At 61.5% G+C, this 22,711-nt stretch carries 20 protein-coding genes and 2 pseudogenes; 11 read left to right on the top strand and 11 right to left on the bottom strand.

Going from position 1 to position 22,711, the window contains the following annotated elements; translation table 11 throughout:
• Positions 1–34: 34 nt before the first annotated feature.
• A complete protein-coding gene (locus tag NIBR502773_RS09580; protein WP_141155924.1) occupies positions 35–397 on the bottom strand; it encodes an MGMT family protein in 363 nt (120 codons plus the stop codon).
• Between the two features lie 144 nt (positions 398–541).
• Between NIBR502773_RS09580 and NIBR502773_RS09575 the strand changes: the two genes are divergently transcribed.
• The 5 genes from NIBR502773_RS09575 to groL all read left to right on the top strand — a co-directional run bounded on the left by NIBR502773_RS09575 (position 542) and on the right by groL (position 5,158).
• The gene (locus tag NIBR502773_RS09575) at positions 542–1,549 is read left to right on the top strand and encodes a DUF481 domain-containing protein (RefSeq protein ID WP_027605476.1); all 1,008 of its coding nucleotides are present in this window, start codon (positions 542–544) and stop codon (positions 1,547–1,549) included.
• Positions 1,550–1,642: 93 nt separating this feature from the next.
• The gene (locus tag NIBR502773_RS09570; protein WP_065939207.1) at positions 1,643–2,374 is read left to right on the top strand and encodes a HugZ family protein; all 732 of its coding nucleotides are present in this window, start codon (positions 1,643–1,645) and stop codon (positions 2,372–2,374) included.
• Between the two features lie 66 nt (positions 2,375–2,440).
• Complete coding sequence (locus NIBR502773_RS09565; RefSeq protein WP_024077215.1) at positions 2,441–2,917, top strand: FxsA family protein; 477 nt, start codon at positions 2,441–2,443, stop codon at positions 2,915–2,917.
• A 247-nt stretch (positions 2,918–3,164) separates the two neighbouring features.
• Positions 3,165–3,461 (top strand): co-chaperone GroES, encoded by a 297-nt coding sequence (gene groES, locus NIBR502773_RS09560; RefSeq protein ID WP_003175874.1) that lies wholly within the window; start codon positions 3,165–3,167, stop codon positions 3,459–3,461.
• 50 nt (positions 3,462–3,511) lie between these two features.
• Positions 3,512–5,158, top strand: coding sequence for a chaperonin GroEL (gene groL / locus NIBR502773_RS09555; protein WP_027605479.1), 1,647 nt, complete (start codon positions 3,512–3,514; stop codon positions 5,156–5,158).
• 79 nt (positions 5,159–5,237) lie between these two features.
• On the opposite strand, the gene NIBR502773_RS09550 is transcribed toward groL, so the two are convergent.
• Positions 5,238–5,957: a phosphatase PAP2 family protein gene (locus NIBR502773_RS09550; RefSeq protein ID WP_141155923.1), complete on the bottom strand. Its 720-nt coding sequence runs from the start codon at positions 5,955–5,957 to the stop codon at positions 5,238–5,240.
• A gap of 51 nt (positions 5,958–6,008) precedes the next feature.
• Entirely contained in the window at positions 6,009–7,958 is a 1,950-nt protein-coding gene (locus NIBR502773_RS09545; RefSeq protein ID WP_141155922.1) for an LTA synthase family protein, read from the bottom strand.
• A 201-nt stretch (positions 7,959–8,159) separates the two neighbouring features.
• Between NIBR502773_RS09545 and colR the strand changes: the two genes are divergently transcribed.
• The 5 genes from colR to NIBR502773_RS09520 all read left to right on the top strand — a co-directional run bounded on the left by colR (position 8,160) and on the right by NIBR502773_RS09520 (position 11,930).
• Entirely contained in the window at positions 8,160–8,843 is a 684-nt protein-coding gene (colR, locus tag NIBR502773_RS09540) for a two-component system response regulator ColR (RefSeq protein WP_027605482.1), read from the top strand.
• The gene (locus NIBR502773_RS09535) at positions 8,833–10,113 is read left to right on the top strand and encodes a HAMP domain-containing sensor histidine kinase (protein ID WP_141155921.1); all 1,281 of its coding nucleotides are present in this window, start codon (positions 8,833–8,835) and stop codon (positions 10,111–10,113) included. Before colR ends, NIBR502773_RS09535 begins: the two co-directional genes overlap by 11 nt.
• A 188-nt stretch (positions 10,114–10,301) precedes the next feature.
• Positions 10,302–10,982: a class I SAM-dependent methyltransferase gene (locus NIBR502773_RS09530; RefSeq protein WP_027605484.1), complete on the top strand. Its 681-nt coding sequence runs from the start codon at positions 10,302–10,304 to the stop codon at positions 10,980–10,982.
• Positions 10,983–10,986: 4 nt separating this feature from the next.
• Positions 10,987–11,706: a lipopolysaccharide kinase InaA family protein gene (locus NIBR502773_RS09525; protein WP_141155920.1), complete on the top strand. Its 720-nt coding sequence runs from the start codon at positions 10,987–10,989 to the stop codon at positions 11,704–11,706.
• Positions 11,703–11,930 (top strand): hypothetical protein, encoded by a 228-nt coding sequence (locus NIBR502773_RS09520; protein WP_027605486.1) that lies wholly within the window; start codon positions 11,703–11,705, stop codon positions 11,928–11,930. The genes NIBR502773_RS09525 and NIBR502773_RS09520 overlap by 4 nt, the downstream gene beginning before the upstream one ends.
• 122 nt (positions 11,931–12,052) lie before the next feature.
• On the opposite strand, the gene NIBR502773_RS09515 is transcribed toward NIBR502773_RS09520, so the two are convergent.
• Genes NIBR502773_RS09515 through NIBR502773_RS09505 form a run of 3 tightly spaced genes read right to left on the bottom strand, consistent with a single transcriptional unit; the run spans position 12,053 to position 15,688 of the window.
• Complete coding sequence (locus tag NIBR502773_RS09515; protein ID WP_115487256.1) at positions 12,053–13,150, bottom strand: DUF1513 domain-containing protein; 1,098 nt, start codon at positions 13,148–13,150, stop codon at positions 12,053–12,055.
• Positions 13,151–13,152: 2 nt separating this feature from the next.
• Positions 13,153–14,217 carry an imelysin family protein gene (locus tag NIBR502773_RS09510; RefSeq protein ID WP_065939200.1) on the bottom strand — a complete coding sequence of 355 codons (1,065 nt, stop codon included), beginning with the start codon at positions 14,215–14,217 and terminating at the stop codon, positions 13,153–13,155.
• A 31-nt stretch (positions 14,218–14,248) separates the two neighbouring features.
• Complete coding sequence (locus tag NIBR502773_RS09505) at positions 14,249–15,688, bottom strand: di-heme oxidoredictase family protein (RefSeq protein WP_141155919.1); 1,440 nt, start codon at positions 15,686–15,688, stop codon at positions 14,249–14,251.
• A 140-nt stretch (positions 15,689–15,828) separates the two neighbouring features.
• On the opposite strand from NIBR502773_RS09505, the gene NIBR502773_RS09500 reads away from it, so the two are divergent.
• Positions 15,829–16,392, top strand: coding sequence for an NAD(P)H nitroreductase (locus NIBR502773_RS09500; RefSeq protein WP_027605490.1), 564 nt, complete (start codon positions 15,829–15,831; stop codon positions 16,390–16,392).
• Positions 16,393–16,516: 124 nt separating this feature from the next.
• Here the strand turns inward: NIBR502773_RS09500 and NIBR502773_RS31285 are convergent.
• The 5 genes and pseudogenes from NIBR502773_RS31285 to NIBR502773_RS09480 form a co-directional block, all read right to left on the bottom strand.
• Positions 16,517–17,047, bottom strand: a pseudogene (locus tag NIBR502773_RS31285) (methyl-accepting chemotaxis protein); the annotation flags it as partial.
• Positions 17,048–17,422: 375 nt separating this feature from the next.
• Positions 17,423–18,382: pseudogene (locus NIBR502773_RS31280) on the bottom strand (chemotaxis protein); the annotation flags it as partial.
• A gap of 412 nt (positions 18,383–18,794) precedes the next feature.
• Positions 18,795–19,196: a YbaN family protein gene (locus tag NIBR502773_RS09490; protein WP_141155917.1), complete on the bottom strand. Its 402-nt coding sequence runs from the start codon at positions 19,194–19,196 to the stop codon at positions 18,795–18,797.
• Between the two features lie 168 nt (positions 19,197–19,364).
• Entirely contained in the window at positions 19,365–19,973 is a 609-nt protein-coding gene (locus tag NIBR502773_RS09485; RefSeq protein ID WP_141155916.1) for a biliverdin-producing heme oxygenase, read from the bottom strand.
• A 136-nt stretch (positions 19,974–20,109) separates the two neighbouring features.
• On the bottom strand, positions 20,110–22,674 hold the full coding sequence (locus NIBR502773_RS09480; protein WP_141155915.1) for a TonB-dependent receptor: 2,565 nt from the start codon (positions 22,672–22,674) through the stop codon (positions 20,110–20,112).
• Positions 22,675–22,711 lie beyond the last annotated feature (37 nt).

Below are 22,711 nucleotides of genomic sequence, written 5' to 3'. Positions count from 1 at the left end.
TCTGCCTCAGATTCACGGAAACAAAGCGCGCACTCTAACCGCTGTGCTCTACCGGGCGCCAGCCATGGCGCTGAATATCCACGCGATTGTTGCGCACCATAACGCCCTCATCGCGCAAGCGCGCCCGTTGCTCGTCGCCCGAGGCGCTGCCCACCGGCAGACTTATCCGACCACCGGCACCCAGCACGCGATGCCAGGGTAATGTGGTGCCCTCGGGAAGTTGGCTCAAGGTGCGACCCACCCAGCGCGCGGCGCGTCCCAGCCCGGCCAGTTGCGCCAGTTCGCCGTAACTCACCACGCACTCTGGCGGGACTTGCGCCAGGGTCAGGTACAGCACGGTGCGGCGCATTTCGGCGGGGGTTTGTGGGGCATCGGCAGGCTGATTCACTGTGGGCATATCCGTTGGGATCGTCGGTCTTTTGTAAGAAACGTCTGTAAGTATGCTGTTGAGAATTGAACTCAACACAAATCCTTGAGTCAGTCCTAGCTATCTAACACGATAATCGCCCCTTTTCGCCAACCTTGAGCTCCCTATCCGCTTATGTTGTCCAGAACCCTGCTGTGCCTCGCTGTCTTCAGTGCCTCCACGCCCCTGCTGGCCGATACCGTCTGGTTGAAAAACGGTGACCGCCTGACCGGCAAGATCAAGGTCTTCGACGGTGGCAAGCTGCTGATCCAGACCGACTACGCCGGCGCCATTCCGGTGGACTGGAAACAGGTGAAAACCCTGGAGAGCGACCAGGAACTGCTGGTCAAGCAGGACGCCTACACCGGCGAGAAGGCCAAGTCCCTGCAGGCGGCGGACGATGGCAAGGTGGTGCTGGCCAATGGCGAGGCGCCCAAGACCGTCGAGCTGGCAAGTATCCAGCAGATCATCAAGCCCAAGCCGGTGATCGAAGACCTGGTGTGGAAGGGCAATGTCGACATGGCGCTGGACTACAAGCGCGCCGAAAAAGACACCAACGACTACGACATCGACTTCAAGACCACCGCGCGCCATGGCCAATGGCGCCATACCGGGCAGGGCGAATACAACCGCGAGTTCCAGGACGACGTCACCACCACCGACAACTGGGCGCTGGAGTATGACCTGGACCGCTTCATCACCGAGCACTGGTTCTGGCAGGGGCGCCTGACCTACAAGCGCGACAAGGTTGAAGACCTGGCGCGTCAACGTACCGTCGGTACCGGCCCGGGCTACCAGTTCTGGGACGACGAGCTGGGTGCGTTCTCCCTCGGCTCGCTGGTCAACCGCACCGATTACGAATACGCCGATGGCGGCAAGGACAACTTCTATTCCCTGGCCATGAAGTGGAACTACAACCGCTACCTGGTGGGCAAGACCGTTGAGTTCTTCACCAATGGCGAGGTGGGCAAGCCTATCGACGGCCCGGCCGAGTACTCCCTGGATGCGGAAATGGGCCTGCGCTACAAGGTGACCGAGTGGGCGTCGCTCAACCTCAAGGCCGAGCGCGACGTGATCAGCGGCGATTCGGAAAGCAGCCTGAGCAAAACCCGCTATACCGCAGGCTTCGGCGTCGCCTGGTAATCGAGCCCTGGCAACCGGAGCGTAGATTGATTACCTTGTGTTGAGATCCATTCCCATACGCTATGGGCGGCTGAATACCCGAGGAGTCATACGTTGAGCGCGCAGGTTGCCAAGAACGCCCGAGAGCTGTTGCTCAAGGAATACCGTGGGGCTCTCTCCACACTGTCCAAGGCCATGCCCGGCTTTCCGTTCGGCTCGGTCGTGCCGTATTGCCTCGACGAGCAGGGCCGCCCGCTGATCCTGATCAGCCGTATCGCCCAGCACACCCATAACCTGCAAAAAGATCCCAAGTGCTCGCTGCTGGTCGGCGAGCGCGAAGCGGATGACGTGCAGGCCGTGGGGCGCCTGACCTACCTGGCCGAAGCCGAGAAACTCGACGACCCTGCCGCCATCGAAGCGGCGGCCGAGCGCTATTACCGTTACTTCCCCGATTCGGCCAACTACCACCAGGCCCACGATTTCGATTTCTGGGTGCTCAAGCCGGTGCGCCACCGTTATATCGGCGGGTTTGGCGCGATTCACTGGATCGACCAATTGACCTTGGCCAACCCCTTCGCGGGCAAGGCCGAGCGCAGCATGGTCGAGCACATGAACAGCGACCACACCAAGGCCATTGCCCATTACGTCGAGTTGGCCGGCTTGCCTGCTTTCGAACCTGCGCAATTGGCCGGCATCGACAGCGAAGGCCTGCATCTGCGCATCGGCCAGGCTTTGCACTGGCTGCCGTTTGCAGCGTCTTGCAACACGCCGACACAAGTACGCGAAGCCCTGGTTTCATTGGCCCACGCCGAGGTCTGGCCGAAAAAAGCCGCCGCTGAAGCTTGAATTCACGAAACGGCGACGTCATCTAAGGTGGACTGGCAAGGCATTCTTGCGTTGAGGAACCTTTTGATGCGCCCTTTTTTATTGCTCTTTCTGCTGTTCCCGGTGTTGGAGCTGTTCGTATTCGTTCAAGTCAGCGGTGCGATCGGGTTTTTCCCGGCCCTGTTGCTGATCATTCTCGGCTCGATGCTCGGTGTCCTGGTGCTGCGCGTCGCCGGCCTGGCCACGGCGCTGCGTGCTCGTGAGAGCCTGAACCGCGGCGAACTGCCGGCCCAGACCATGCTCGAAGGCCTGATGATGGCGTTGGCGGGCGGCCTGTTGATCCTGCCCGGCTTTATCAGCGACGTAGTGGGCCTGGTGATGCTGCTGCCGTTCACCCGCAAATTGCTCGCGGGCAAGATGCGCCAGCGCGCCGAAGAGGCCGCGATTCGCCAACGTGCGTTCGCCGACGACCTGCAACCCCGTGGCGGCCCGGCCCCGCGCCAACCGTTGGGGCGAGAAGGCGACGTGATCGAAGGCGAGTTCGAACACCGCGACAGCAAATAACCGCTTCACTGGCACGGCACCTTCGGGTGCCGTGTTGCTTTTTATAGGCGGGCAGACGCAAAAAAATCATCGCTGGCCCCTTGTAATAAGCTTATGCGCCCTTATGTAACGGTCACCGCAAGGTTTCTGGTGGCGACACCGGACAGACTTCCGTGTTTCGCCCAGCGAACCGCGACCGGCACTGCCGGAATACAACCCGCCGGTATCGATACCGGCCGATGAAAAACACAATTAGGAGAGATCGACAATGAGCAAGCTTCGTCCTCTGCACGACCGCGTCGTAATCCGTCGCAGCGAAGAAGAAAAGAAAACCGCTGGCGGTATCGTTCTGCCAGGTTCGGCTGCTGAAAAAGCCAACCACGGTGTGATCGTCGCTGCAGGCCCAGGCAAGACTCTGGAAAACGGTGACGTACGTGCGCTGGCCGTTAAAGTCGGTGACAAGGTTGTATTTGGCCCTTACTCCGGCAGCAACACTGTGAAAGTCGACGGCGAAGACCTGCTGGTTATGGCTGAGAACGAGATTCTCGCCGTTCTGGAAGACTGATTTCCCCGCTCATTTTCCCGTTACTACAAAGTATTTAAGGAATATCGATCATGGCTGCTAAAGAAGTTAAATTCGGCGATTCCGCCCGTAAGAAAATGCTCACCGGTGTCAACATCCTGGCTGACGCAGTAAAAGCGACCCTGGGCCCGAAAGGCCGTAACGTGATCATCGAGAAGAGCTTCGGCGCTCCGACCATCACCAAGGACGGCGTTTCCGTCGCCAAAGAAATCGAACTGGAAGACCGTTTCGAAAACATGGGCGCGCAGCTGGTCAAAGACGTTGCCTCCCGTGCCAACGATGACGCAGGCGACGGTACTACCACCGCCACCGTTCTGGCTCAGGCCATCGTCAACGAAGGCTACAAGGCCGTTGCTGCCGGCATGAACCCGATGGACCTCAAGCGCGGCATCGACAAGGCGACCATCGCCATCGTCGCTGAGCTGAAAAACCTGTCCAAGCCTTGCGCCGACACCAAGGCTATCGCCCAGGTAGGCACCATCTCCGCCAACTCCGACAGCTCCATCGGCGACATCATTGCCGAAGCCATGGAAAAAGTCGGTAAAGAAGGCGTGATCACCGTTGAAGAAGGCACTGGCCTGGAAAACGAACTGTCGGTTGTTGAAGGCATGCAGTTCGACCGTGGCTACCTGTCCCCGTACTTCGTCAACAAGCCGGAAACCATGGTTGCCGAGCTGGACAGCCCGCTGATCCTGCTGGTCGACAAGAAGATTTCCAACATCCGCGAAATGCTGCCAGTGCTGGAAGCCGTTGCCAAAGCCGGCCGCCCACTGCTGATCGTTTCCGAAGACGTTGAAGGCGAAGCCCTGGCGACCCTGGTTGTGAACAACATGCGTGGCATCGTTAAAGTCGCAGCCGTCAAGGCTCCAGGCTTCGGTGACCGTCGCAAGGCCATGCTGCAGGACATCGCCGTCCTGACCGGCGGTACCGTTATCTCCGAAGAGATCGGCCTGAGCCTGGAAAGCGCCACCCTGGAAAACCTGGGTAGCGCCAAGCGCGTGACCATCTCCAAGGAAAACACCATCATCGTTGACGGTGCTGGCGTTGACGGCGACATCCAATCGCGCATCACTCAGATCCGTGCCCAGGTTGCCGAGACGTCCTCGGACTACGACCGTGAAAAACTGCAAGAGCGCCTGGCCAAGCTGTCCGGCGGCGTTGCAGTGATCAAGGTTGGCGCGGGTTCCGAAGTTGAAATGAAAGAGAAGAAAGCCCGCGTTGAAGACGCCCTGCACGCAACCCGCGCAGCCGTCGAAGAAGGCGTGGTACCTGGCGGTGGCGTTGCGCTGATCCGTGCCCTGGAGGCCCTGACCAACCTGACCGGCGACAACGCTGACCAGAACGTCGGTATCGCTGTGCTGCGTCGTGCGGTTGAAGCACCGCTGCGTCAGATCGCTGCCAACTCCGGCGACGAGCCAAGCGTTGTGGTCAACGAAGTCAAGAACGGCAAAGGTAACTACGGTTACAACGCTGCGACTGGCGTCTACGGCGACATGATCGAAATGGGCATCCTGGACCCTACCAAGGTGACTCGTTCCGCGCTGCAGGCCGCAGCTTCCATCGGTGGTCTGATCCTGACCACCGAAGCTGCAATCGCTGACAAGCCGAAGGCTGAAGGCTCGGCTGGCGGCGGTATGCCAGACATGGGCGGCATGGGTGGCATGGGCGGCATGATGTAAGCCAGCCTTACCCCTGTACTGAAAAAGCCCCGCCTGCAGTGATGCAGGCGGGGCTTTTTTGTGGGCGCTGTCTTTGGCTTCAGGTGGGCGTTGCGCGCGTGGAGGGCCGGTACAGCAACAGGCAATACAGCCCCAGGCAGATCAGCCAGCAGAAAATTGCCGTCCACACGTTATGGGAAAAGAAGTGTGCGCCTTGCATCATACGGCTGATGGAAAACACACCGCCCAAGCCGACGGCGAAGATGAATGCGTAGCGCGCCATCCGTGGCTGCCGGTCACGCAGTGCAAAAAACAGGGCAAACAAGGCGAACCCGGTGGCGGCATGACCGCCTGGCCAGCAGCGCCCGGGTTTATCGGTGGGCGGGCGAGGGCTCAGCAGTTTGCTGTAGGTTTCCTGACCGCCGAATTCCTGGACGCTCCACGGGCACTGGACGCCGGTGATGGTTTTCAGCGGAGCGACAAACGCGGTCGCCAGCCCGAGTGACAGCACCAGGCAGCGCAGTTCACGACGATAGGGTTTGAGCCGTCGGAGGATAAACGTGCCGGCAAATCCCAGGATCGCCAGGACCGAGAACAGGATGACCAACTGTTTGGCACGGTCATGCAGGATGTCTTCGAGGAAGAAACTGTAACGCCCGATGAAACCGCCCTCCGCGCCGTTGTAGAACAACTTGGCGAGGTCCATGTCCAGCGAGGTCAGCTCCAGCAACAGCAACAGGAGTGCTGCGCCGCCGGGGATGCCCAGGCAGAGCCATAGGTTGAGAGGTTTGGAGACGGGGACGGCGGGGGTGGTTCCCATGGTGGACCCTGGTGAAAAACGTCCCGTACGGACCTGTACGGGACGTTTTGGTTAGCGCGTGCTCAGTGCCGGGGCCTCTTCCTTGGGCGCTCTCCAGCTCAGCAACTGTTGTTTGAAGCCATAGCTGGCGGCCTGGTAGTAGGTGATCGCCCGCTGGATCAACGGGTCATCGCTGCCGACCCGCAACTCCTGGCTCTCACCCAGGGCCTGGTCGTGGCGGCGCAGGCCCAGGCGTGGGCTGAGAATGGCCAGGTCCTTGCCGTCGAACAGGCCCAGGTGCTGGTAGTTGCCGACCACCACCCGAGGTGGCAGTGGGTTGTCTTGCAGCAGGTTGCGACCAAAGAAGGTGGATTCGTAGCTCAGGTTGAGCAGGCCCAGCAGCGTGGGCGCCAGGTCGATCTGGCTGGCCAGTTGTGCGCTTTCCCGTGCGTCGATCAGCTTGGGTGCATAGATGAACAGCGGAATCTGGTAGTTGGTGATGGGCAGGTCTTCCTTGCCTGCGCTGCCGGCGGTGTGGTCGGCGACGAAGATGAAGATCGTGTTATCGAACCAGGGTTTTTGGCGGGCGGCTTCCAGGAATTGGCCGATGGCGTGGTCGGTGTATTTCACCGCACCGTCGCGGCCATTCCCGGATTTGATATCGATACGCCCATCCGGGTAGGTGTAGGGGCGGTGGTTGGAGGTGGTCATCAGTTGCAGCAAAAAGGGTTGCTGCTTGGCGTAGTCGGTGTCGGCCAGTTTCAGGGTTTGGTTATACAGGTCCTCGTCAGCCATGCCCCAGGCGTTCTTGAACGAGATTTCTGACTCGGGCACGCTGCTCTGGTCCACGACGCGATAACCATTGCCGCTGAAAAACGCGTTCATGTTATCGAAGTACCCGCGCCCGCCGTACACAAACACGCTGTCGTAACCGACGGCCGTGAGCTGTTGCCCCAGGCTGGCGAAGCCGCTTTCACGACCGATGCGCTTGACGATCGAGCGCCCGGGCGTGGGTGGAATCGCCAGGGTGATCGCCTCCAGGCCACGGTCGGTGCGGGTGCCGGTGGCATAGAAATTATTGAAATACAGGCTCTGTTTACGCAGCGCATCCAGGTTAGGCGTGAGGTTGCGCTCGTCGCCGTTGCTGCCCATGTACTTGGCGCTGAAACTTTCGATGGTCACCAGCACGACATTGGGTTTGCGCGGCGTGCCCGGATTGGTGATGGCGCGGCGGATATCCAGCGGGTCCTGGCCGATAAAGCGGGCGTTGGGTTCGCTCAGCTCTGCACGCAGTTGCGTGGCGATAACCTCAGTCGGCAGGGTTTTGTAGAACTGTGGGTAATCCAGTTCGTTGTTACGGAATGCGGCGAAAAACTGATACGGGCCATTGCTGGCCAGTTCATTCTTGTAGGCGTTGCCGCCCTGGGCTCGCGGGCTGTCCTGGCTGATCAGCTGCAGGCTGAGGCCAGCAATCACCAACAGGGCCAGGGCATTCACCAGGCGACCGCGCATCGGCGGCAGTGGGGCGCTCATCGCTGCATTGAACGGTTTGCGCAAGGCCAGGCTCAAGACAATCGCCAGCATGGCGAGCAGGCTCAGCAGTTTGCCGATCGGGTAGGACTCGAGCAGGTTGTTCAACACCTCGTCGGAGTACACCAGGTAATCGACGGCAATGAAGTTGAAGCGCACGCCGAACTCATCCCAGAACAGCCACTCGGCCACCGAGGTAAACAGCATGGCGAACAGGCTGACGGTGAGCACGGCCTGCAGGAACCAGCGGTGACCGCGCCGGCGCCACAGCGCGGGCGGGCACAGCAGCAAATAAAGGCCCAGCGGCAGTGCCGCGTAGGCCAGGAAGCCCAGGTCGTATAGCAGGCCCACGCCAAACACCGGCAGCAGGTTGCCGCCGACTTCATCCAAATGGGTGATGAGCAGCACGCTGCGAGTGAGCAGGAAAATAACCAGCCAAGCACCGGTTACCAACAGCAGATAGCGCATTGGCGCCGTCTTGAGAAACCCCATGTCCATGTTCCTTATATCAATGGGTGGCGATCTTCTGCCTGACACTGTAGTCAGTTTGTGAAGCTATAGTGAAAAACTTGTTCAACTCTGTGCAAGGTTGAAAACCTTTATCGTCGTACCTCTCAGCTCTATCCCTGAGCCACACTTGGCCTTAAGCTGCGCGAGCCAACACGGCCGTTACCGCGTACGGAGACACTGCCCATGCGAATTCTATTGGTTGAAGACAACCGCGATATTCTGGCCAACCTGGCCGACTACCTGGGGCTAAAAGGCTACACCGTGGACTGTGCGCAGGACGGTTTGTCGGGCCTGCACCTGGCCGCCACCGAGCATTACGACTTGATCGTGCTCGACATCATGCTGCCTGGCATCGATGGCTACACCTTGTGCAAGCGCCTGCGTGAAGACGCCCGCCGCGACACGCCAGTGATCATGCTCACCGCCCGCGACCAGTTGGATGACCGGCTGCAGGGCTTCAAGTCCGGTGCCGACGATTACTTGCTCAAACCGTTTGCCCTGTCGGAACTGGCCGCGCGCATCGAAGCGGTGCTGCGCCGTGCCCAAGGTGGCGGTCGTCGCGCCCTGCAAGTGGCCGATCTGAATTACGACCTCGATACCCTGGAAGTAACCCGCGAAGGGCGCCTGCTCAAGCTCAACCCGGTCGGTCTCAAGCTGCTCGCGGTCTTGATGCAGAAAAGTCCCCACGTACTGCGTCGGGAAGTGCTGGAAGAGGCGCTGTGGGGCGATGACTGCCCGGACAGCGACAGCCTGCGCAGCCACGTGCACCAATTGCGCCAGGTGATCGATAAGCCGTTCGCCAAGCCGTTGCTGCAAACCGTGCATGGTGTGGGTTACCGCCTGGCCGAGGGCCGTGATGGAGTTTAAGCAAAGCCTTGCCCAGCGCATCATCATCGCCTTTGCCTTGATGAGTGCGTTGGTGGCGGGGGCCTTCGCCATGGGCATCGTCGCCACCGTGCACCTGGTGGAAGAGAAATTGATCTCGGCAGGCTTGGGCGGTGACCTGCAGCGCCTGCTGCTGATGGACACCGTCGAGGACTGGCGGCACCGCCCCGAGCCCGACCAGCTGTTTTACTTCAGCGGTGGCCCCGGGGATTTTGAATTGCCCAAGGACCTGCGGCATCTGGAACCAGGGTTTCATGAGGTGTTTCGCGAGGCCCTGTCGTACCACGCCATGGTCGAAGTGGTCGACGGTCGGCGCTATGTGCTGCTGCAGGATCAAAGCGATTTCGAAGAGCGCGAGCGCGTGCTGTTTGCCGTGGTGCTGGTGGGCTTCGTGCTCAGCCTGGCGCTGGCGGTATTCCTCGGCTGGGTGCTGGCCCGTAAAGTGATGGCGCCGGTGGTACGCCTGGCTCGTCAGGTGCGGCATCGCGACCAGTTGCTGGGCCTGGCGCCGCCCCTAGCCCCGGACTACGCGGCCGACGAAGTGGGTGAGCTGGCGGTGGCCTTCGACGCCACGCTGGGGCGCCTGCGCCAGGCATTGTCCCGTGAGCAGTTGTTCACCAGCGATGTCAGCCACGAACTGCGCACGCCTTTGATGGTCCTGGCCAGCTCCTGCGAATTGTTGCTGGAAAACCCGGCTATCGATCAGCGTGGGCGTAACCAGGTCGAGCGAATCGCCCGCGCCTGCGAAGAAATGCGCGAACTGGTGCAAACCTTCCTGATGCTGGCCCGGGCTCAACATGATGACGGTAGCATGTCACCCAAGGTCAATCTGTCCCAGGTGGCGGATGATCTGCTTGGCATCTGGCGCGAGCCCATCGAGCACAAGGGCCTGGAGTTGATCTACCAGCCGGGCAACCCGTTGGATACGCGCTACAACGCGACCTTCCTGCATGCCGTGATGGGCAACCTGTTGCGCAATGCCCTGCATTACACCGAAAGCGGCTTCATCCGGCTGACCCTGGAGCCGACCGGGTTTGTGGTGGAAGACAGCGGCGTCGGCATTCCCGAAGACAAGCGCGAAGCGATGTTCGAGCCGTTCGTCCGCGGCAGTGAGAAGCGCGGCGAGGGCCTGGGGTTGGGTTTGTCACTGGTCCAGCGCATCTGCGAGAACCAGGGCTGGAGCGTTACCCTCAGCACCATGGAGCCCAATGGCTGTCGCTTTCACGTCCAGTTGAGTCAGGTCAACGCCTGAGCGTTCCCCCTGCCGTTATCCTGCCAGAGATCCCCGTAAATCGGCGAAGATGGCCCTATGATATTGCTTGTGTCTGTAAAGTCTTGAAATGTATGGGATTGGACAGGACAAGTTTTTCACAAGGGGTTGACCTGTTGATCACAGGACGCTGCTTAAGGTTGTAGGCATCAGCAACTGGAGATCCGTTGATGCCTACCCCGATCAAGCTCGAATTTTCCGAAAAGTACGACGACCAGCACGCCCACGAATATTTGCTCAAGCATCAGGACAATCTGGCGCGCCGGTTGTCACACAAACGCGACGAGCAACTGGCCCGTGGCGCGTTGGCGATGGCCGGCGAGCCAGGCCTGGTGCTGGACCTGCCGTGTGGCGCCGGGCGTTTCTGGCCGCTGCTGGCGGAAAAACCCAACCGTGTGATCATTGGCGCCGACAATTCGGCCTCCATGTTGAAGGTCGCGATGGCCGCCCAGCCCGCAGAAGTGGTGAAACGGGTACGGCCCTTGCAGACATCTGCCTTCGACATCGATTTGCCGGATAACTCGGTCGACAGCATTTTCTGTATGCGCCTGCTCCACCACATCGGTGATCCGGCGCACCGTCAGGCAATTCTGCGGGAGTTTCAGCGGGTTACCCGTGACAGCGTGATCATTTCGCTGTGGGTCGATGGCAATTTCAAAGCCTGGAAACGCAAGCGTCTGGAAGGAAAGCGCCGCAAGACAGGTGAGCAGGAAGGTTACCAAAACAGATTTGTGTTACCGGCTGCTACTGTTGAATCAGAGTTCGAGCAAGCCGGTTTTCGTGTTCAGGAGTCCCTGGACTTCATACCGCTCTACGCCATGTGGCGGGTGTATGTATTGCGCAAGAGGTAACAGGATGGCAGTTGAGTGCGTAGCAGGCAGTCACGTAACTCCCGAAGAACGCTTCGATTATTTCTGGCGTCAGCAAGGCGAGTGGGTCGAAGAGCCCAATCGCCGGCGTGGCGGTGAAAGTGGTGTACAGCGTGTACTCAGCGCCAATGGCCGTTTGCTCTACAGCAAGCGTCAGACGGGCCATATCTACCGCAGTTGGCTGCATCCGTTTGGACGCCCAACCGTATTGCGCGAGCGCGATGCCCTCAAGGGCCTGCGACTGCTGGATGTTCGCGTGCCCGAAATGGTCTTTTGTGAGGCGCGTCGTGACCCCGAGCACCGCTGGAAGGCACTGCTGGTGACCGCTGCCCTCGATGGCTTCGACGAAATTGAAAACTGGTACGCCGCCGGTGGTCGCGAACAGTATGGCGAGCAGGTGCACGAGCGCTTGCTCAAGGAGTTGGCCGCTACCCTGGCCCGCATGCACAAGGGACGCTGGCAGCACGGTTGCCTGTACATCAAGCATATTTTCGTGCGGGTGACGGGCGAGGGCGACTCGGCCCAGGTGGAAGTGGCGCTGCTGGACTTCGAGAAATGCCGCCAGCGCTTGACCGCTTATCGGGCAGCCTCCCATGACATGTTGCAGCTGCGTCGCCATTCGTCGTGGAACAGCACCGACTGGGAAAAACTCAGCTACTTTTATGAAGCGGCGTTTGGCAGCGCTATCAAGGGTTTAACCAGATGAAGCTAGAAATAGCACGAGGTCTGTTCCTGGTCGGGGCGATGGGCATTGCCGCCCTGGCCCTGGCCGCATGGGAGCAACCTCGCACACAGGTACTCAGTGCGGTGCAAGGTGGCGGGCAATGCCTGTTGCCCCGCGTCGCCAAGGCGAGTGCGGCGGTCAAGCCTGATCATGAGTTGCTGTTGTTCATGTTTGGGATGTCTCAAGGGATGAGGCCGCAAAGTTGAAACGATTCAAACCCCCGAAGAAGGGCCTTGCGATGCGAGGCCCTTTTTTTTTGCCTTTCAAACCTTATCCGCAAGGCGTCTGCTACGGGGGCGCGATGTTGGCTAGACGGTATCTACGCAGCTCAGATCAGATGCAGGTGGTTATCCCAGAGCCCTGCCGGCAATTCCAACGGTTTGGCGACCAACTGTTTCTGGCGGCAATCGTAGTAGCGGCAACGGCCCTGGCCCGAGGTGACGACAAAACCATCGGCCACTGCACCGACGCCTGCGCAGTCGGGCAGCGGTCCATCCAGGCGCAGCTCGGCAGTGTCCATGTCCCAGATAAAGAAGCGGTTGCCACGGGGTGCGGTCAACGCCACCAGGCGCAATTCGCTGTGCACGGCGACGCTGGCGGTGTAATGCCCCATGGCCTGCAACTGCTCATCGGCCACCGGGAACGCCACGAACGGCTGGCCCGGGCGCTTGATCGCCAGCAACTCGGAGCGCTCCTGGGACGGCCCCATGAACTGCTGGCCGGTGAGAAGGGTGCCATCGCTGGCGATGCCCATATGGCGCACGCTGTTCATCTGCTGGCCGAGGGTTTCCTTGCTGATCAGCGTGCCGTCACGGTGCATCAGCACCAGGCTCGGTTCCATGGCGTTCAGGTTCATCTCCACGCGGCTTTCGGCTTCGGTGCGAATGCCGCCGTTGGCCACTGCCAGGGTTTCGCCGTCGGGCATCCACGACACCTGGTGCGGGCCGATGCCATGGGTGGAGATCTCGCCGCTGTGCACCAGGCGCTCGCCTTCGAACTTGTACACACCGAGCAGGCCACGGCCGGGGTCGGACGTGTCGTTCTCGGTGGCGTACAGCCAATCGCCGCTCTTGTGGATGACCGCATGGCCATAGAAGTGCCGGTTGGCGTTCGAGGCGATGGTTTGCAACAGCGCGCCATTACGCAGGTCGATCAGGTAACTCTCGGTGCCCGGGCGGCGGGCAACAAACAGCGCAATCGGCAGTGTCGGGTGGTTGATGATGTCGTGGCAGCGCTGGCCGACCTGGGTGGCGAACACCTGCTTGCCGTCCAGCTGAAAACCCACGGCATAGTGCTTGCCGTCTGCATCATCGCGCGCCGACAGCAGCAGCGGGCGCTTGTCCTTCCCTTTGAACAGCGTCCAGCCACCCAACGTGAGTGCGCTGAGCAGCACGCTGCCGATCGCCAAAGCCTGTCGCCTGAGCATCATCAGTCACCGTCGTTGGCATTGAAGCCCAGTTGGATCCCCAGCGCCTTGGCCAGCTCGCCTTCGTGCAGGCGGTGGACGACGTTGAGGCTGTCGTAGATGTCGTTGAGCTGCTGGCGCCCGGCGTCATCGTTCAACAGTTCGTTGAGGGTGCGCTGGTTGCTGGCGAACAGTTTCAGCGCGGCGGCATAGGCTGCGTCGATCTTGTCGGCCAGCGGCTTCTGATCCGCCGGCAGCAAACCACGCAGGCCCTTGTTGTCCACCCCCACCCACACGGTCTGGGCGGCGGCGAGGCTGGCTTCCAGGCTTTGCAGGGACGACTGGCTGCGCCATGCATCGGCCTGGAACGGCTGCGGGATGCCCTTGGTCTGGCGGCCCATGGGCGTGCCGAGTTTTTTCTTCAGGGTGTCCAGCGCGGTCACTTGTACGCGCAGCAGATCGGCGATGGCTTCGTGGGAGTCAGCGTAGCGCTGGTTCGGGAACTTGCTCATCTGCGCGAGCATGCCGTCGGTGCTGTTCCAGCTGGCCAGGATCTCTTCGGCCAGGGCTTTCTGGCGCTCACCGATGGCCACCAGCAGCGGGCAGTAACGGGCTTTCTGCGCCTCGTCGGCGATGTCGGTCTTGGCGTCGTAGAGGATGTATTCGTAGGCCGACAGGCCCTGTACCACCACGCTGGACTTGGCCAGTGCGGTGCCGTCGATCTGCGGTTGGGCGGCGACCAGTTGCTCGACCTGGCGGCCCACCAGGTTCTTCTTGTCCGGCCAGAACTGCACCTGCCACGAGCGGTTGCCCTCGGCCAGCGGGCCGATCAGCAGCGGTTGCAACTCGGCCCAGGCTTTTTGCGCGTGGAGGAAGTCGGCGCGGGCAGTGTCCAGGCTTTCCTTGCCCTGGCAGTAGGCGAGGGCGCTGACGGCCAACTGGCGGTCGGCTTCGACCCAGCGGCTGTAGGTCGGCAGGATCACCTGCTTGGCGATCGCCGCCGAGGTCACGGCTTGCGGGTCTTGTGGCGAGCAGGCGCCCAGGGCGAGGGCGGCCAGGCTGGTGAACAACAACTTGGGACGGAACATGTCGAGCTCCCTTCTGTAATTGGGGCGAAGCTTATAAAGAATTCAGGAACGCCAGCAACGCAGCGCGCTGCTCGGCATTGAAGGACAACACATGCTGCTGCGCCGCTTGTGCTTCGCCGCCGTGCCACAGCACGGCTTCGAGCAGGTTGCGGGCGCGGCCGTCATGCAGGAACTGGGTATGGCCACTGACGGTCTGCGTCAGGCCGATGCCCCACAACGGCGGCGTGCGCCAGTCGCGGCCACCGGCCTTGAATTCCGTGCGGTTGTCGGCCAGGCCTGGGCCCATGTCGTGCAACAGCAGGTCGCTGTAGGGGCGAATCACTTGGTTGGCCAACTCGGGTTCGGCGGCATTCGCAGCGGTGGTGAACGTCGGTTTATGGCAACCCTGGCAACCGGCCTGGTAGAACAGGTTTTTCCCGGCCAGCACCTGCGGGGTGTCGACGTCGCGGCGCACGGGCACGGCCAGGTTACGGGTATAGAACAGCACCAGGCGCAGGATGTTATCGCTGACTTCCGGCTCGCCCTCGGGGCCATTGCCGTTGGGTGCCTGTTTGCAGGCGACTTGGGCGTCGGTGCAGTCATCGAAGGGTCTCAGGGAGGTGGTGAGGCCCATATCACCAGAGAACGCGTGAACATTTTGTTGATTGAGATTGGGTTGCCCGGCTTTCCAGCCAAAACGTCCGAGTACGGTTTTTTGCTCGGCGTCATCCCAGACCCGATTCGCGCGGCCGACGAGGGCTTCCTTGTCGGCGGTCTGCGGGTCGGTATTGCGCAGGATGTCTGCGTCGCTGATGGCTTCGAGCAGGCCCAGGCCGATCATCGGCGGGGCGATGCGTGCGGAGAAGCGTGTATCTGGATGCATCGGGCCATAGCCGAGCTGGGTGATTTGCAGGTCGGGCTTGCGCAGCTCGACGACGGTGCCGTCCTTGAAGGTGACGTTGACCGGCGTGTAGTCGACGCGCACCTTGCCTTCCGGCGGCACGCCGGGCACCGCCATGTCTTGCAGTTGCCCGCCGTAGACGGGCTCGGGTACCACCCCGATTTGCTCGATGAGCTTGGCGTAGGGCGGCTGGTCCTGGATAGACAGGGGAATCGACAGGCGCACCAGCATCGACACCGCATTGGCCGCGTCGGGCAACGGCGGGTGGCCGCGGCCGTCCTTGATATGGCAGTTCTGGCAGGCGTTGGTATTGAACAGCGGGCCCAGGCCATCGCGGGCGGTGGTGGTGGACGGCGCGATCACCCAGGGGCTGCGAAAGAAGCTGTTGCCCACGCTGAAATCCAGGCGGCGCGTGGGCGACAGGTTGGCCGAGGGCAGGGAAAACGCATTCTGGTCGCGCTTGTTCACCGTCGTCGCGCCGCCCGCTCGCGCTTCACCCGGCTCGGCCTTGGTGAAGCGTGGGGCGTCGTCGCAGGCGGCCAGGCTCAAGGCCATCAACGCTGCGCACAGGCGAAAAAGCGAACGAAACATCGAGTTTCCCGGACCAAGGCTGAAAATAAGGTCGCAAAGTCTAACAGGGCGGGGCGGATTGAATAAGAGCAATTATCGTTTGGTGGCATCCCGATTCATTCCCGCTAGAATGACCGCACATTTTTTTCTGGAGGTGGCCAATGCAGGCTCTCGACGCTTTGCTCAACCGTGTTTCCGTGCCGCGTTTGCTGGAACCGGCACCGACCCAGGAGCAGCGCGATGTGCTGTTCGCCGCAGCCATGCGTGCGCCCGACCACGGCCAACTGCGCCCTTGGCGTTTCCTCACCGTGGAAGGTGCCGCCCGTGAGCAGATGGGCACGCTGTTGGCCGAAGCCGCTCGCCTGCAGGACGCCGATGCTCCCCAGGCTGTCATCGACAAGGCCCAGAACGGCCCGCTGCGGGCGCCGCTGGTGGTGGTGGTGATTGCCCGCCTGCAGGAGCACTTCAAGGTGCCCAAGTCTGAACAACTGTTGGCAGCCGCCTGCGCGGCCCACGGTATTCTGCTGGCGGCCTATGCCCAGGGGATTGGTGCGGTGTGGCGCACGGGTGAACTGTCCTACTCGGCTCATGTCGCCAAAGGCCTGGGGCTGACGGCGGATGAGGAGGTGATTGGCTTCCTTTATTTGGGTACACCGCAGAACCCGCCGCGTACGGCGCCGAAGGAAGATGTGGCGGCGTTTGTGCAGGCTTGGACGGGTCTCTAAGCAGTAGGCGGTCAAAATGTAGGAGGGGGCTTGCCCCCGATTGCAGTGTGTCAGTCAACTCATCGGTAGCTGACACATCGCTATCGGGGGCAAGCCCCCTCCCACATGGGTCCCGTGGTGTTTCTTAAACCTTGAACTGATCCATGAGTTTCATCTGCTGGCTGGCCAACGCATTGAGCTGGCTGCTGATGGCCGCCGACTCGGTGGCCTGGCCAGTGAGGGTTTCGGTCACGGTGCGGATCGCCGAGACGTTGCGGTTGACCTCTTCGGCCACGGCGCTTTGCTGCTCGGCGGCGCTGGCGATTTGAAGGTTCATGTCGCTGATCACCGTCACGGCATCACTGATCTTGCCCAGGGCCTGCGCGGCTTGATGGATCTGCCCGGCGTTACTCTGGGCCTGGCTCTGGCTCGAGTGCATGGTTGCCACCACGCCACGGGTGCCGCTCTGGATGCGTTCGATCACCTGGCGGATTTCCTCCACCGAATCCTGGGTGCGCTTGGCCAGGTTGCGCACTTCGTCGGCCACCACCGCAAACCCCCGGCCGCTTTCCCCGGCGCGTGCGGCTTCGATCGCCGCGTTGAGCGCCAGCAGGTTGGTTTGCTCGGCAATGCTGCGGATCACTTCCAGGACTGAACCGATCTGCTCGCTATTGACCGCCAGGGCTTCGACTTCGCCCACCGCCTTGCTGACTTCTTCGGCAAGGGTGGTGATGTCGCGGGTGCTCTGCTCGATGATCGACATGCCTTCACGGGCCGAGTGGTCGGCGCCGCGTGCCGCGCTGGCGGCATTGGAGGCGCTGTTGGCGACGTCATGGGCGGTGGCGCTCATTTCGTTGGACGCCGTGGCCACCTGGTCGATTTCGCGGAACTGCACCTGCATGCCTTCGCTGGTCTGGCGTGCGATGGCCGAGGACTGGTCAGCCGTGCCACGGGCTTCGGTGATGCTTTGCTTGATCTGCGCGATGGTCGGTTGCAGCTTGTCGAGGAAGCGGTTGAACCAGTTCACCAACTCGCCCAGTTCATCTTTCTTGGCATAGGCCAGGCGCTGGGTGAGATCGCCGTCGCCGCTGGCGATGTCCTTGAGCATGGCGGCCACGCTGTTGATCGGGCGGGTCACGCCGGTGGCGGTGAGCCAGATCAGCAGCAAGCCGAGCAGGCCGGCGGCGGCGCCGACCAGCAAGGCCTTGAGCGTGCCGCTGGCCTGGGCGTCGTCGAGTACCGCCTGCAGCTTGACGTTATCGGCCAGCATCACGCTTTTGGGCAGTTTGATCACCACGCCCCATGGCTTGGCATCGGCGAGTGGCTTGACCGGGTACACGGCGCGAATAGTGTCGCCCTGTTCACGGATCATGCGGTTGTCACTGGCCAGCAATTGCACGATTTCCTTGCCTTCGGCGCCAAGGGTGTCGATCAGGTTCTTGCCGACCTTGTCCGGTTCGCCGCTGTAGGCGGCAATCAGGCCGGTACTGGAAAGAATCTCCAGGTGCGCCGCGCCGTTGAACAGGTCTTTCTGTGCGGCGTCGGTGGTGGCTTGCAGGGCGGTGAGGGCAATGTCCACACCGATGACGCCGATGAGTTTGCCGTCGACGATCAGCGGCGAAGCGATGGTGGTCATCAGCACCTTTTTGCCGCCCACCGTATCTTCATACGGGTCCAGCAGGCAGGTAGTGCGGGTGTCCCGGGGGCAGGTGTACCAGATGTTGTAGGGCGTACCGTTGAGGGTGAGGGTGGTCTTGTTCAGGTCCTCTTCGACCATGACGGTGTTCAAGCCTTCGCCGCCGGCACGGCTCCAATAGCTGGAGAAGCGCCCTTTTTCGTTGGAGGCGCGCGCTTTGTCATCGACGAATTCGCTGTCCTTGCCATCCAGGCTGTTGGGTTCGAACGACAGCCAGAAACCCAGCACCTTGCTGTTGCGATCGAACGTGGTTTTCAGGCTCTGGTTGATTTCTTCGCGCAGCGCGCTGGCGTCCAGGCCACGCTTGCTGGCCATGGTGCGCAGGTCCTTGACCTGGTCGGCCAGTGCGGTCAGCGCCAGCAGGCTGTCGCCGAAGGTTTTCTGCAGTTGCACTGCCTGTTCGGCCGCCCTGGCTTGCAGCAGTTGTTCCACGCCGTCGGTAAGCATGCGCGAGCTTGAGTCGCTGACCAACTGATCGTTCTGGTTGGTGTTGTAGATGTTGATGCCGACCACCAGCGCAATCACCCCCAACAGGCAGAGCCCGGACAGCAGCACGATTTTCAAGCGGATAGAGAGGGTGTCGAACATAGGTTCACTCACGAATGGGCATGTTGGAGGGCTCGCAGTGCAGGCCAAGTCCATTCAGCGCTATGTCTGAAACATCGGCGTAACAAATTAATTCATGAGAGGCAGGCGATGAGCGGTAGGAGAACGGCTACAGCCGGCGTCACACAGGCTGTGCGAGCCGTTCCGGGCGTGACCAGATCCACAGGTTGCCCAGGCTCATCCCGGCAATCGCCAGGTAGATCGGCCAGCCGTGGTCGAGCATCACCAGCATCAGGATGGCGCACAGCAGCATGCTCACGGTGGCGCTGACTTTGGCCCGGCGCGCGATGATCCTGCCGTTGCGCCAGTTGAACAGGATCGGTCCGAACAGGCGGTGGTTTTCCAGCCAGGCACTGAGGCGCGGTGAGCTTTTGGTCGCGGCCCAGGCGGCCAGGAGGATGAACTCGGTGGTGGGCAAACCCGGCACAACAATCGCCACCAGCCCGATGCCCAGGCTGACGTAGGCCAGCAGGCCGAAGAGGATCTGTGCGATTTTCGAGGTGGATTGGGGTTTTCCGGTCATGGTGTGTGCAAAGTAGGGGGTAACAAAAGAGTCGGCATTGAAATGCGGTTTAAATGTGGGAGGGGGCTTGCTCCCGATAGCGGTGCATCAGCCAACAAATAGGTACCTGACCCTCCGCCATCGGGGGCAAGCCCCCTCCCACAGTTGATTGCATTTCAATGTGGGCGATCAGGCCAGTTCAGGGGCGCTAGCGTACGCCTGTTCCAGCAACACGGTGAAGCGTACAAACGCATCCACCGCGCCTTTTTCCGCTGCGGCTTCTTCCTCGGCGCTCAATTGCAACGCATCCAGGGTGCGAGTGAAGCTTTTCCAGCCTTCGGCGCGACCACCGGCCGGCTCACCCAGGTGGCGGGCACCGAAGGTTTCGCTCAGGCCCAGGCCTACGGCGCGCTTGATCAGGAACGCCGCGCCCAGCTTGGAACCTTCGGACACGAACAACCAGCCCAGGGCCTCGGCCTTGCTCGGGTTTTTCAGCGCACCGGGGAACGGTGCTGGCACTTCGGTATCCAGGTCAGCCAGGTCCAGCCTGGCGGCTTCGGCGCGGCAGCGTTCGGCCAGGTCAGGCACGATCTTGATCAGTTCGGCATCGTTGTACAGGGCCACCAGTTCCGACTGGAACAGGTACTGCGCCACTACGAAACGCGCGAAGTTGGCCTGGGTTTCAAACGGCGCGTGGGCCTTCACCAACGCGTCCAGCTTGGTGTGTGGCTCGTGGGTAATCTGGTTCAGGCGCTGGGAGCGCAGGCTTGGGCGTTCTGCGGTAGAAGAAGCGGTCATGAAAAAGTCCTTGAGAAGGGGGAGCGCCTTATGGCCCTTAAAGAGAGCTGTTATCAACTAGACGAACAAGAAGACGCGGCACAGTAAAAAATCCTCACCTCGCCGCTGAAATTTCGACGAGGTGAGTCGGGTGTCGTCAGATGTCCCAGATCAGGTTGATCGCAACGTTGCGGCCCGGCTGGGTCAGGCGGTCGAGGTTGGCCGGTCCGGTCACCGCGGCTTCGCCGACACTGTCGTAGCTGCGTACGTCATCCCAGTTCCAGTATTTCTTGTCGGTGAGGTTGTAGAGGCCGCCGTTGATGGTCACGTCCTGGGTGACTTTGTAGAAGGCGGTCAGGTCGACAACCCCGAAGCCCGGAGTCTTGAAGGGCCCGCTGGTGTCGCCGTCCGGCGCGTGGAAGGTACTGCTGTCGACGCGATCCTGTTTTTTCACCAGGGTCCAGCTCAACAGACCACCGTAGTTGTCCTGATCGTAGCCCAGGCCAAACACGCCCTTGAGCGGGTTGACGCTGTTCAGCGGCTCGCCGTTATCGTCGTTACGACCGTAGGCATAGGACACCGAACCCTGGGTGTAGAGGCCTTGCGGGGCGCCGAATGCATCCAGGTTCAGGCGCCCCTTGGCTTCGGCCCCCTTGATGGTGGCGCGCTTGATATTGATGGCCTGGAACTGTTCGACCGTGCCGCCGACGACGGCGTTGTCCTCATCGATAAAGTCGCGGTACTTGTTGTAAAACACGGCGATTTCAAAGGATCCCTCGTCAAATTTGCCGCGAATCCCGGTCTCGATGCCCTTGCTGGTTTCTGGCTTGAGGTCGGGGTTGGGCTCGACGGTGTAGCCCAGGTTGAGGTTTTCAAAGCGGCCGTACAACGCCTTGGCGGAGGGCGTACGGAAACCTTCGGCATATTGGCCGAACCAGGTGTATTGATCCGTCAGGGCGTAAGTCAGGCCGAACTTGGGCGTCACACGGTGCCAGGTTTTTTCCTTGTCGCTCACCGGGTCCGTCCCCGTCGGGTTGACGGTGTTGAGGAACTCCTGGGTCAGCTTGGGTTTGAGCTGGGTGTAGTCGTAGCGCACGGCGGGCAGGAAGGTCCATTTGTCCCAGCTGATCTGGTCCTGTGCGAACAGCGAATACGTGTTGATGGTCGGGTCGGGGAAGTCACTGGACTTTTTCACACTGTCGGAGGCCATCGGGCTGGGCGCGCCGATGGCGGTGCAGCCACTGCCGACGGCCACACAGGTCGCGCCGCCCTCGCGCGAGCCGGTGACTTTCTGCTGCTTGAGGGTAGTGCCGTAGGTCACTTGGTGATCGGTTTCACCGAGGCTGAACGCTTTGTCCAACTGCGCATCGAAAATCCACTGTTTTTCCTGGTACAGCGTGTCGCGGGTGCGCAGGACACGACGACCTGACTGATAGATCTCGGCAGTGGTCTGGTCGGTCTTGGCGATCTGGTAGTTGAGGCTGGTCTTGATCCGGTCGGCAATCGGCGACTCAAGGGCGAAGCTGTTTTCCAGGCCGAAACGTTCGCGGGTAATGGTGTCGTTACCACGGCGATCACGGTAGAGGTTGAAGCCTCGGCCGCCGATGAACGGGCCGCCCACCGCGTTCTTCAGGTTGACGTCGCGATCATCCTTGTACTTCTCATAGGTCAGGCCCAGGCGGTTGTCATCGCCATAGTTCCAGCCGAGCTTGGCCAGGATGTTGGTGGTGCGCGCGTCCTCGGGGTTGGCGCCGGTACGGGCCAGGCCGGTGGCGTTGTTGCCGTCGTAGGATTCGGTCTCATGGCCATTGCGCTGGCTCAGGTGCAGCAAGCCATCGAAGTCCTGCACGCGGCCGGCGACGGTGCCGGAGGTCAGCCAGCTTTCGTCGGCGGAACTGTAGCCGGTCTTCAAGCGTGCGCCGACGTCCTGGCCGGGCTTGATGATGTCGTCCGGGTCGAGGGTGAAGTAACTCACGGCGCCGCCGATGGCGCTGCTGCCGTAGAGGGCCGAGGCCGGGCCGCGCAGGATCTCGACGCGCTTGACGATTTCCGGGTCGACGTAGTTGCGGCGGGTCTTGGCGTAGGGGCCGTTGAAGAAGTTGTCGGGCACTTCCACACCGTCCACCTGGGTAAGGATGCGGTCGCCGTCGATCCCGCGGATGTTGAACCCGGCATTGCCGGCGCGGGTGCCTGCGCCGCCGACCGAGACGCCGGGCTCGTAGCGCACCAGCTCACGGATGTTGTTGACGTTCTGGCGGTCCAGTTCTTCGCGATCATGCACGCTGACGGTGCTCGGTACGCTGTTCACATCCTGCGCGTTACGGGTGGCGCTGATGGTCACCTGTTGCAGGTTGAGGGTGCTGCCTGCCGTGCGCTTTTCCAGGACGATGTTGTTATTGCCCAGCTTGCGGTAGCTCAGGTTGGTCCCCACCAACAGCCGGTCCAGGGCTTTCTCCGGCGACAGGGCGCCGCGCACCCCAGGGGACGACACACCCTGGCCCAGCTCGGCGGGCAGGCCGACTTGCCAGCCGGTCACGCTGGTAAAAGCGTTCAGCGCCGAGACCAATGGCTGTTGCTCGATGCTGAAGCTGTAGTTGCCGTGGCTGCGGGCGGCAGGTTCGGCGGCAGTGGCGGCCATCACTGGCGAACCGGCCAGCAGGATGGCGGCGGTCAGCAAGGACAGCACGGGGGAGGAGGACCGGCGGTTGAAACGAGAGGACATCGAGAGCGCTCCGGAAGGTACGAATCTTATAGTTGCG

The sequence above is a fragment of the Pseudomonas sp. NIBRBAC000502773 genome (assembly GCF_006517195.1).
Lineage (GTDB): Bacteria > Pseudomonadota > Gammaproteobacteria > Pseudomonadales > Pseudomonadaceae > Aquipseudomonas > Aquipseudomonas marginalis.
This window is presented reverse-complemented; position numbering and strand designations above follow the sequence as displayed.

Excerpts from the sequence above, each read along its gene's own strand:
- NIBR502773_RS09580 (WP_141155924.1), bottom strand. The coding sequence starts at position 397 with ATGCCCACAGTGAATCAGCCTGCCGATGCCCCACAAACCCCCGCCGAA.
- NIBR502773_RS09575 (WP_027605476.1), top strand. The coding sequence starts at position 542 with ATGTTGTCCAGAACCCTGCTGTGCCTCGCTGTCTTCAGTGCCTCCACG.
- NIBR502773_RS09565 (WP_024077215.1), top strand. The coding sequence starts at position 2,441 with ATGCGCCCTTTTTTATTGCTCTTTCTGCTGTTCCCGGTGTTGGAGCTG.
- groES (WP_003175874.1), top strand. The coding sequence starts at position 3,165 with ATGAGCAAGCTTCGTCCTCTGCACGACCGCGTCGTAATCCGTCGCAGC.
- groL (WP_027605479.1), top strand. The coding sequence starts at position 3,512 with ATGGCTGCTAAAGAAGTTAAATTCGGCGATTCCGCCCGTAAGAAAATG.
- NIBR502773_RS09550 (WP_141155923.1), bottom strand. The coding sequence starts at position 5,957 with ATGGGAACCACCCCCGCCGTCCCCGTCTCCAAACCTCTCAACCTATGG.
- NIBR502773_RS09545 (WP_141155922.1), bottom strand. The coding sequence starts at position 7,958 with ATGGGGTTTCTCAAGACGGCGCCAATGCGCTATCTGCTGTTGGTAACC.
- colR (WP_027605482.1), top strand. The coding sequence starts at position 8,160 with ATGCGAATTCTATTGGTTGAAGACAACCGCGATATTCTGGCCAACCTG.
- NIBR502773_RS09535 (WP_141155921.1), top strand. The coding sequence starts at position 8,833 with ATGGAGTTTAAGCAAAGCCTTGCCCAGCGCATCATCATCGCCTTTGCC.
- NIBR502773_RS09530 (WP_027605484.1), top strand. The coding sequence starts at position 10,302 with ATGCCTACCCCGATCAAGCTCGAATTTTCCGAAAAGTACGACGACCAG.
- NIBR502773_RS09525 (WP_141155920.1), top strand. The coding sequence starts at position 10,987 with ATGGCAGTTGAGTGCGTAGCAGGCAGTCACGTAACTCCCGAAGAACGC.
- NIBR502773_RS09520 (WP_027605486.1), top strand. The coding sequence starts at position 11,703 with ATGAAGCTAGAAATAGCACGAGGTCTGTTCCTGGTCGGGGCGATGGGC.
- NIBR502773_RS09515 (WP_115487256.1), bottom strand. The coding sequence starts at position 13,150 with ATGCTCAGGCGACAGGCTTTGGCGATCGGCAGCGTGCTGCTCAGCGCA.
- NIBR502773_RS09510 (WP_065939200.1), bottom strand. The coding sequence starts at position 14,217 with ATGTTCCGTCCCAAGTTGTTGTTCACCAGCCTGGCCGCCCTCGCCCTG.
- NIBR502773_RS09505 (WP_141155919.1), bottom strand. The coding sequence starts at position 15,688 with ATGTTTCGTTCGCTTTTTCGCCTGTGCGCAGCGTTGATGGCCTTGAGC.
- NIBR502773_RS09500 (WP_027605490.1), top strand. The coding sequence starts at position 15,829 with ATGCAGGCTCTCGACGCTTTGCTCAACCGTGTTTCCGTGCCGCGTTTG.
- NIBR502773_RS09490 (WP_141155917.1), bottom strand. The coding sequence starts at position 19,196 with ATGACCGGAAAACCCCAATCCACCTCGAAAATCGCACAGATCCTCTTC.
- NIBR502773_RS09485 (WP_141155916.1), bottom strand. The coding sequence starts at position 19,973 with ATGACCGCTTCTTCTACCGCAGAACGCCCAAGCCTGCGCTCCCAGCGC.
- NIBR502773_RS09480 (WP_141155915.1), bottom strand. The coding sequence starts at position 22,674 with ATGTCCTCTCGTTTCAACCGCCGGTCCTCCTCCCCCGTGCTGTCCTTG.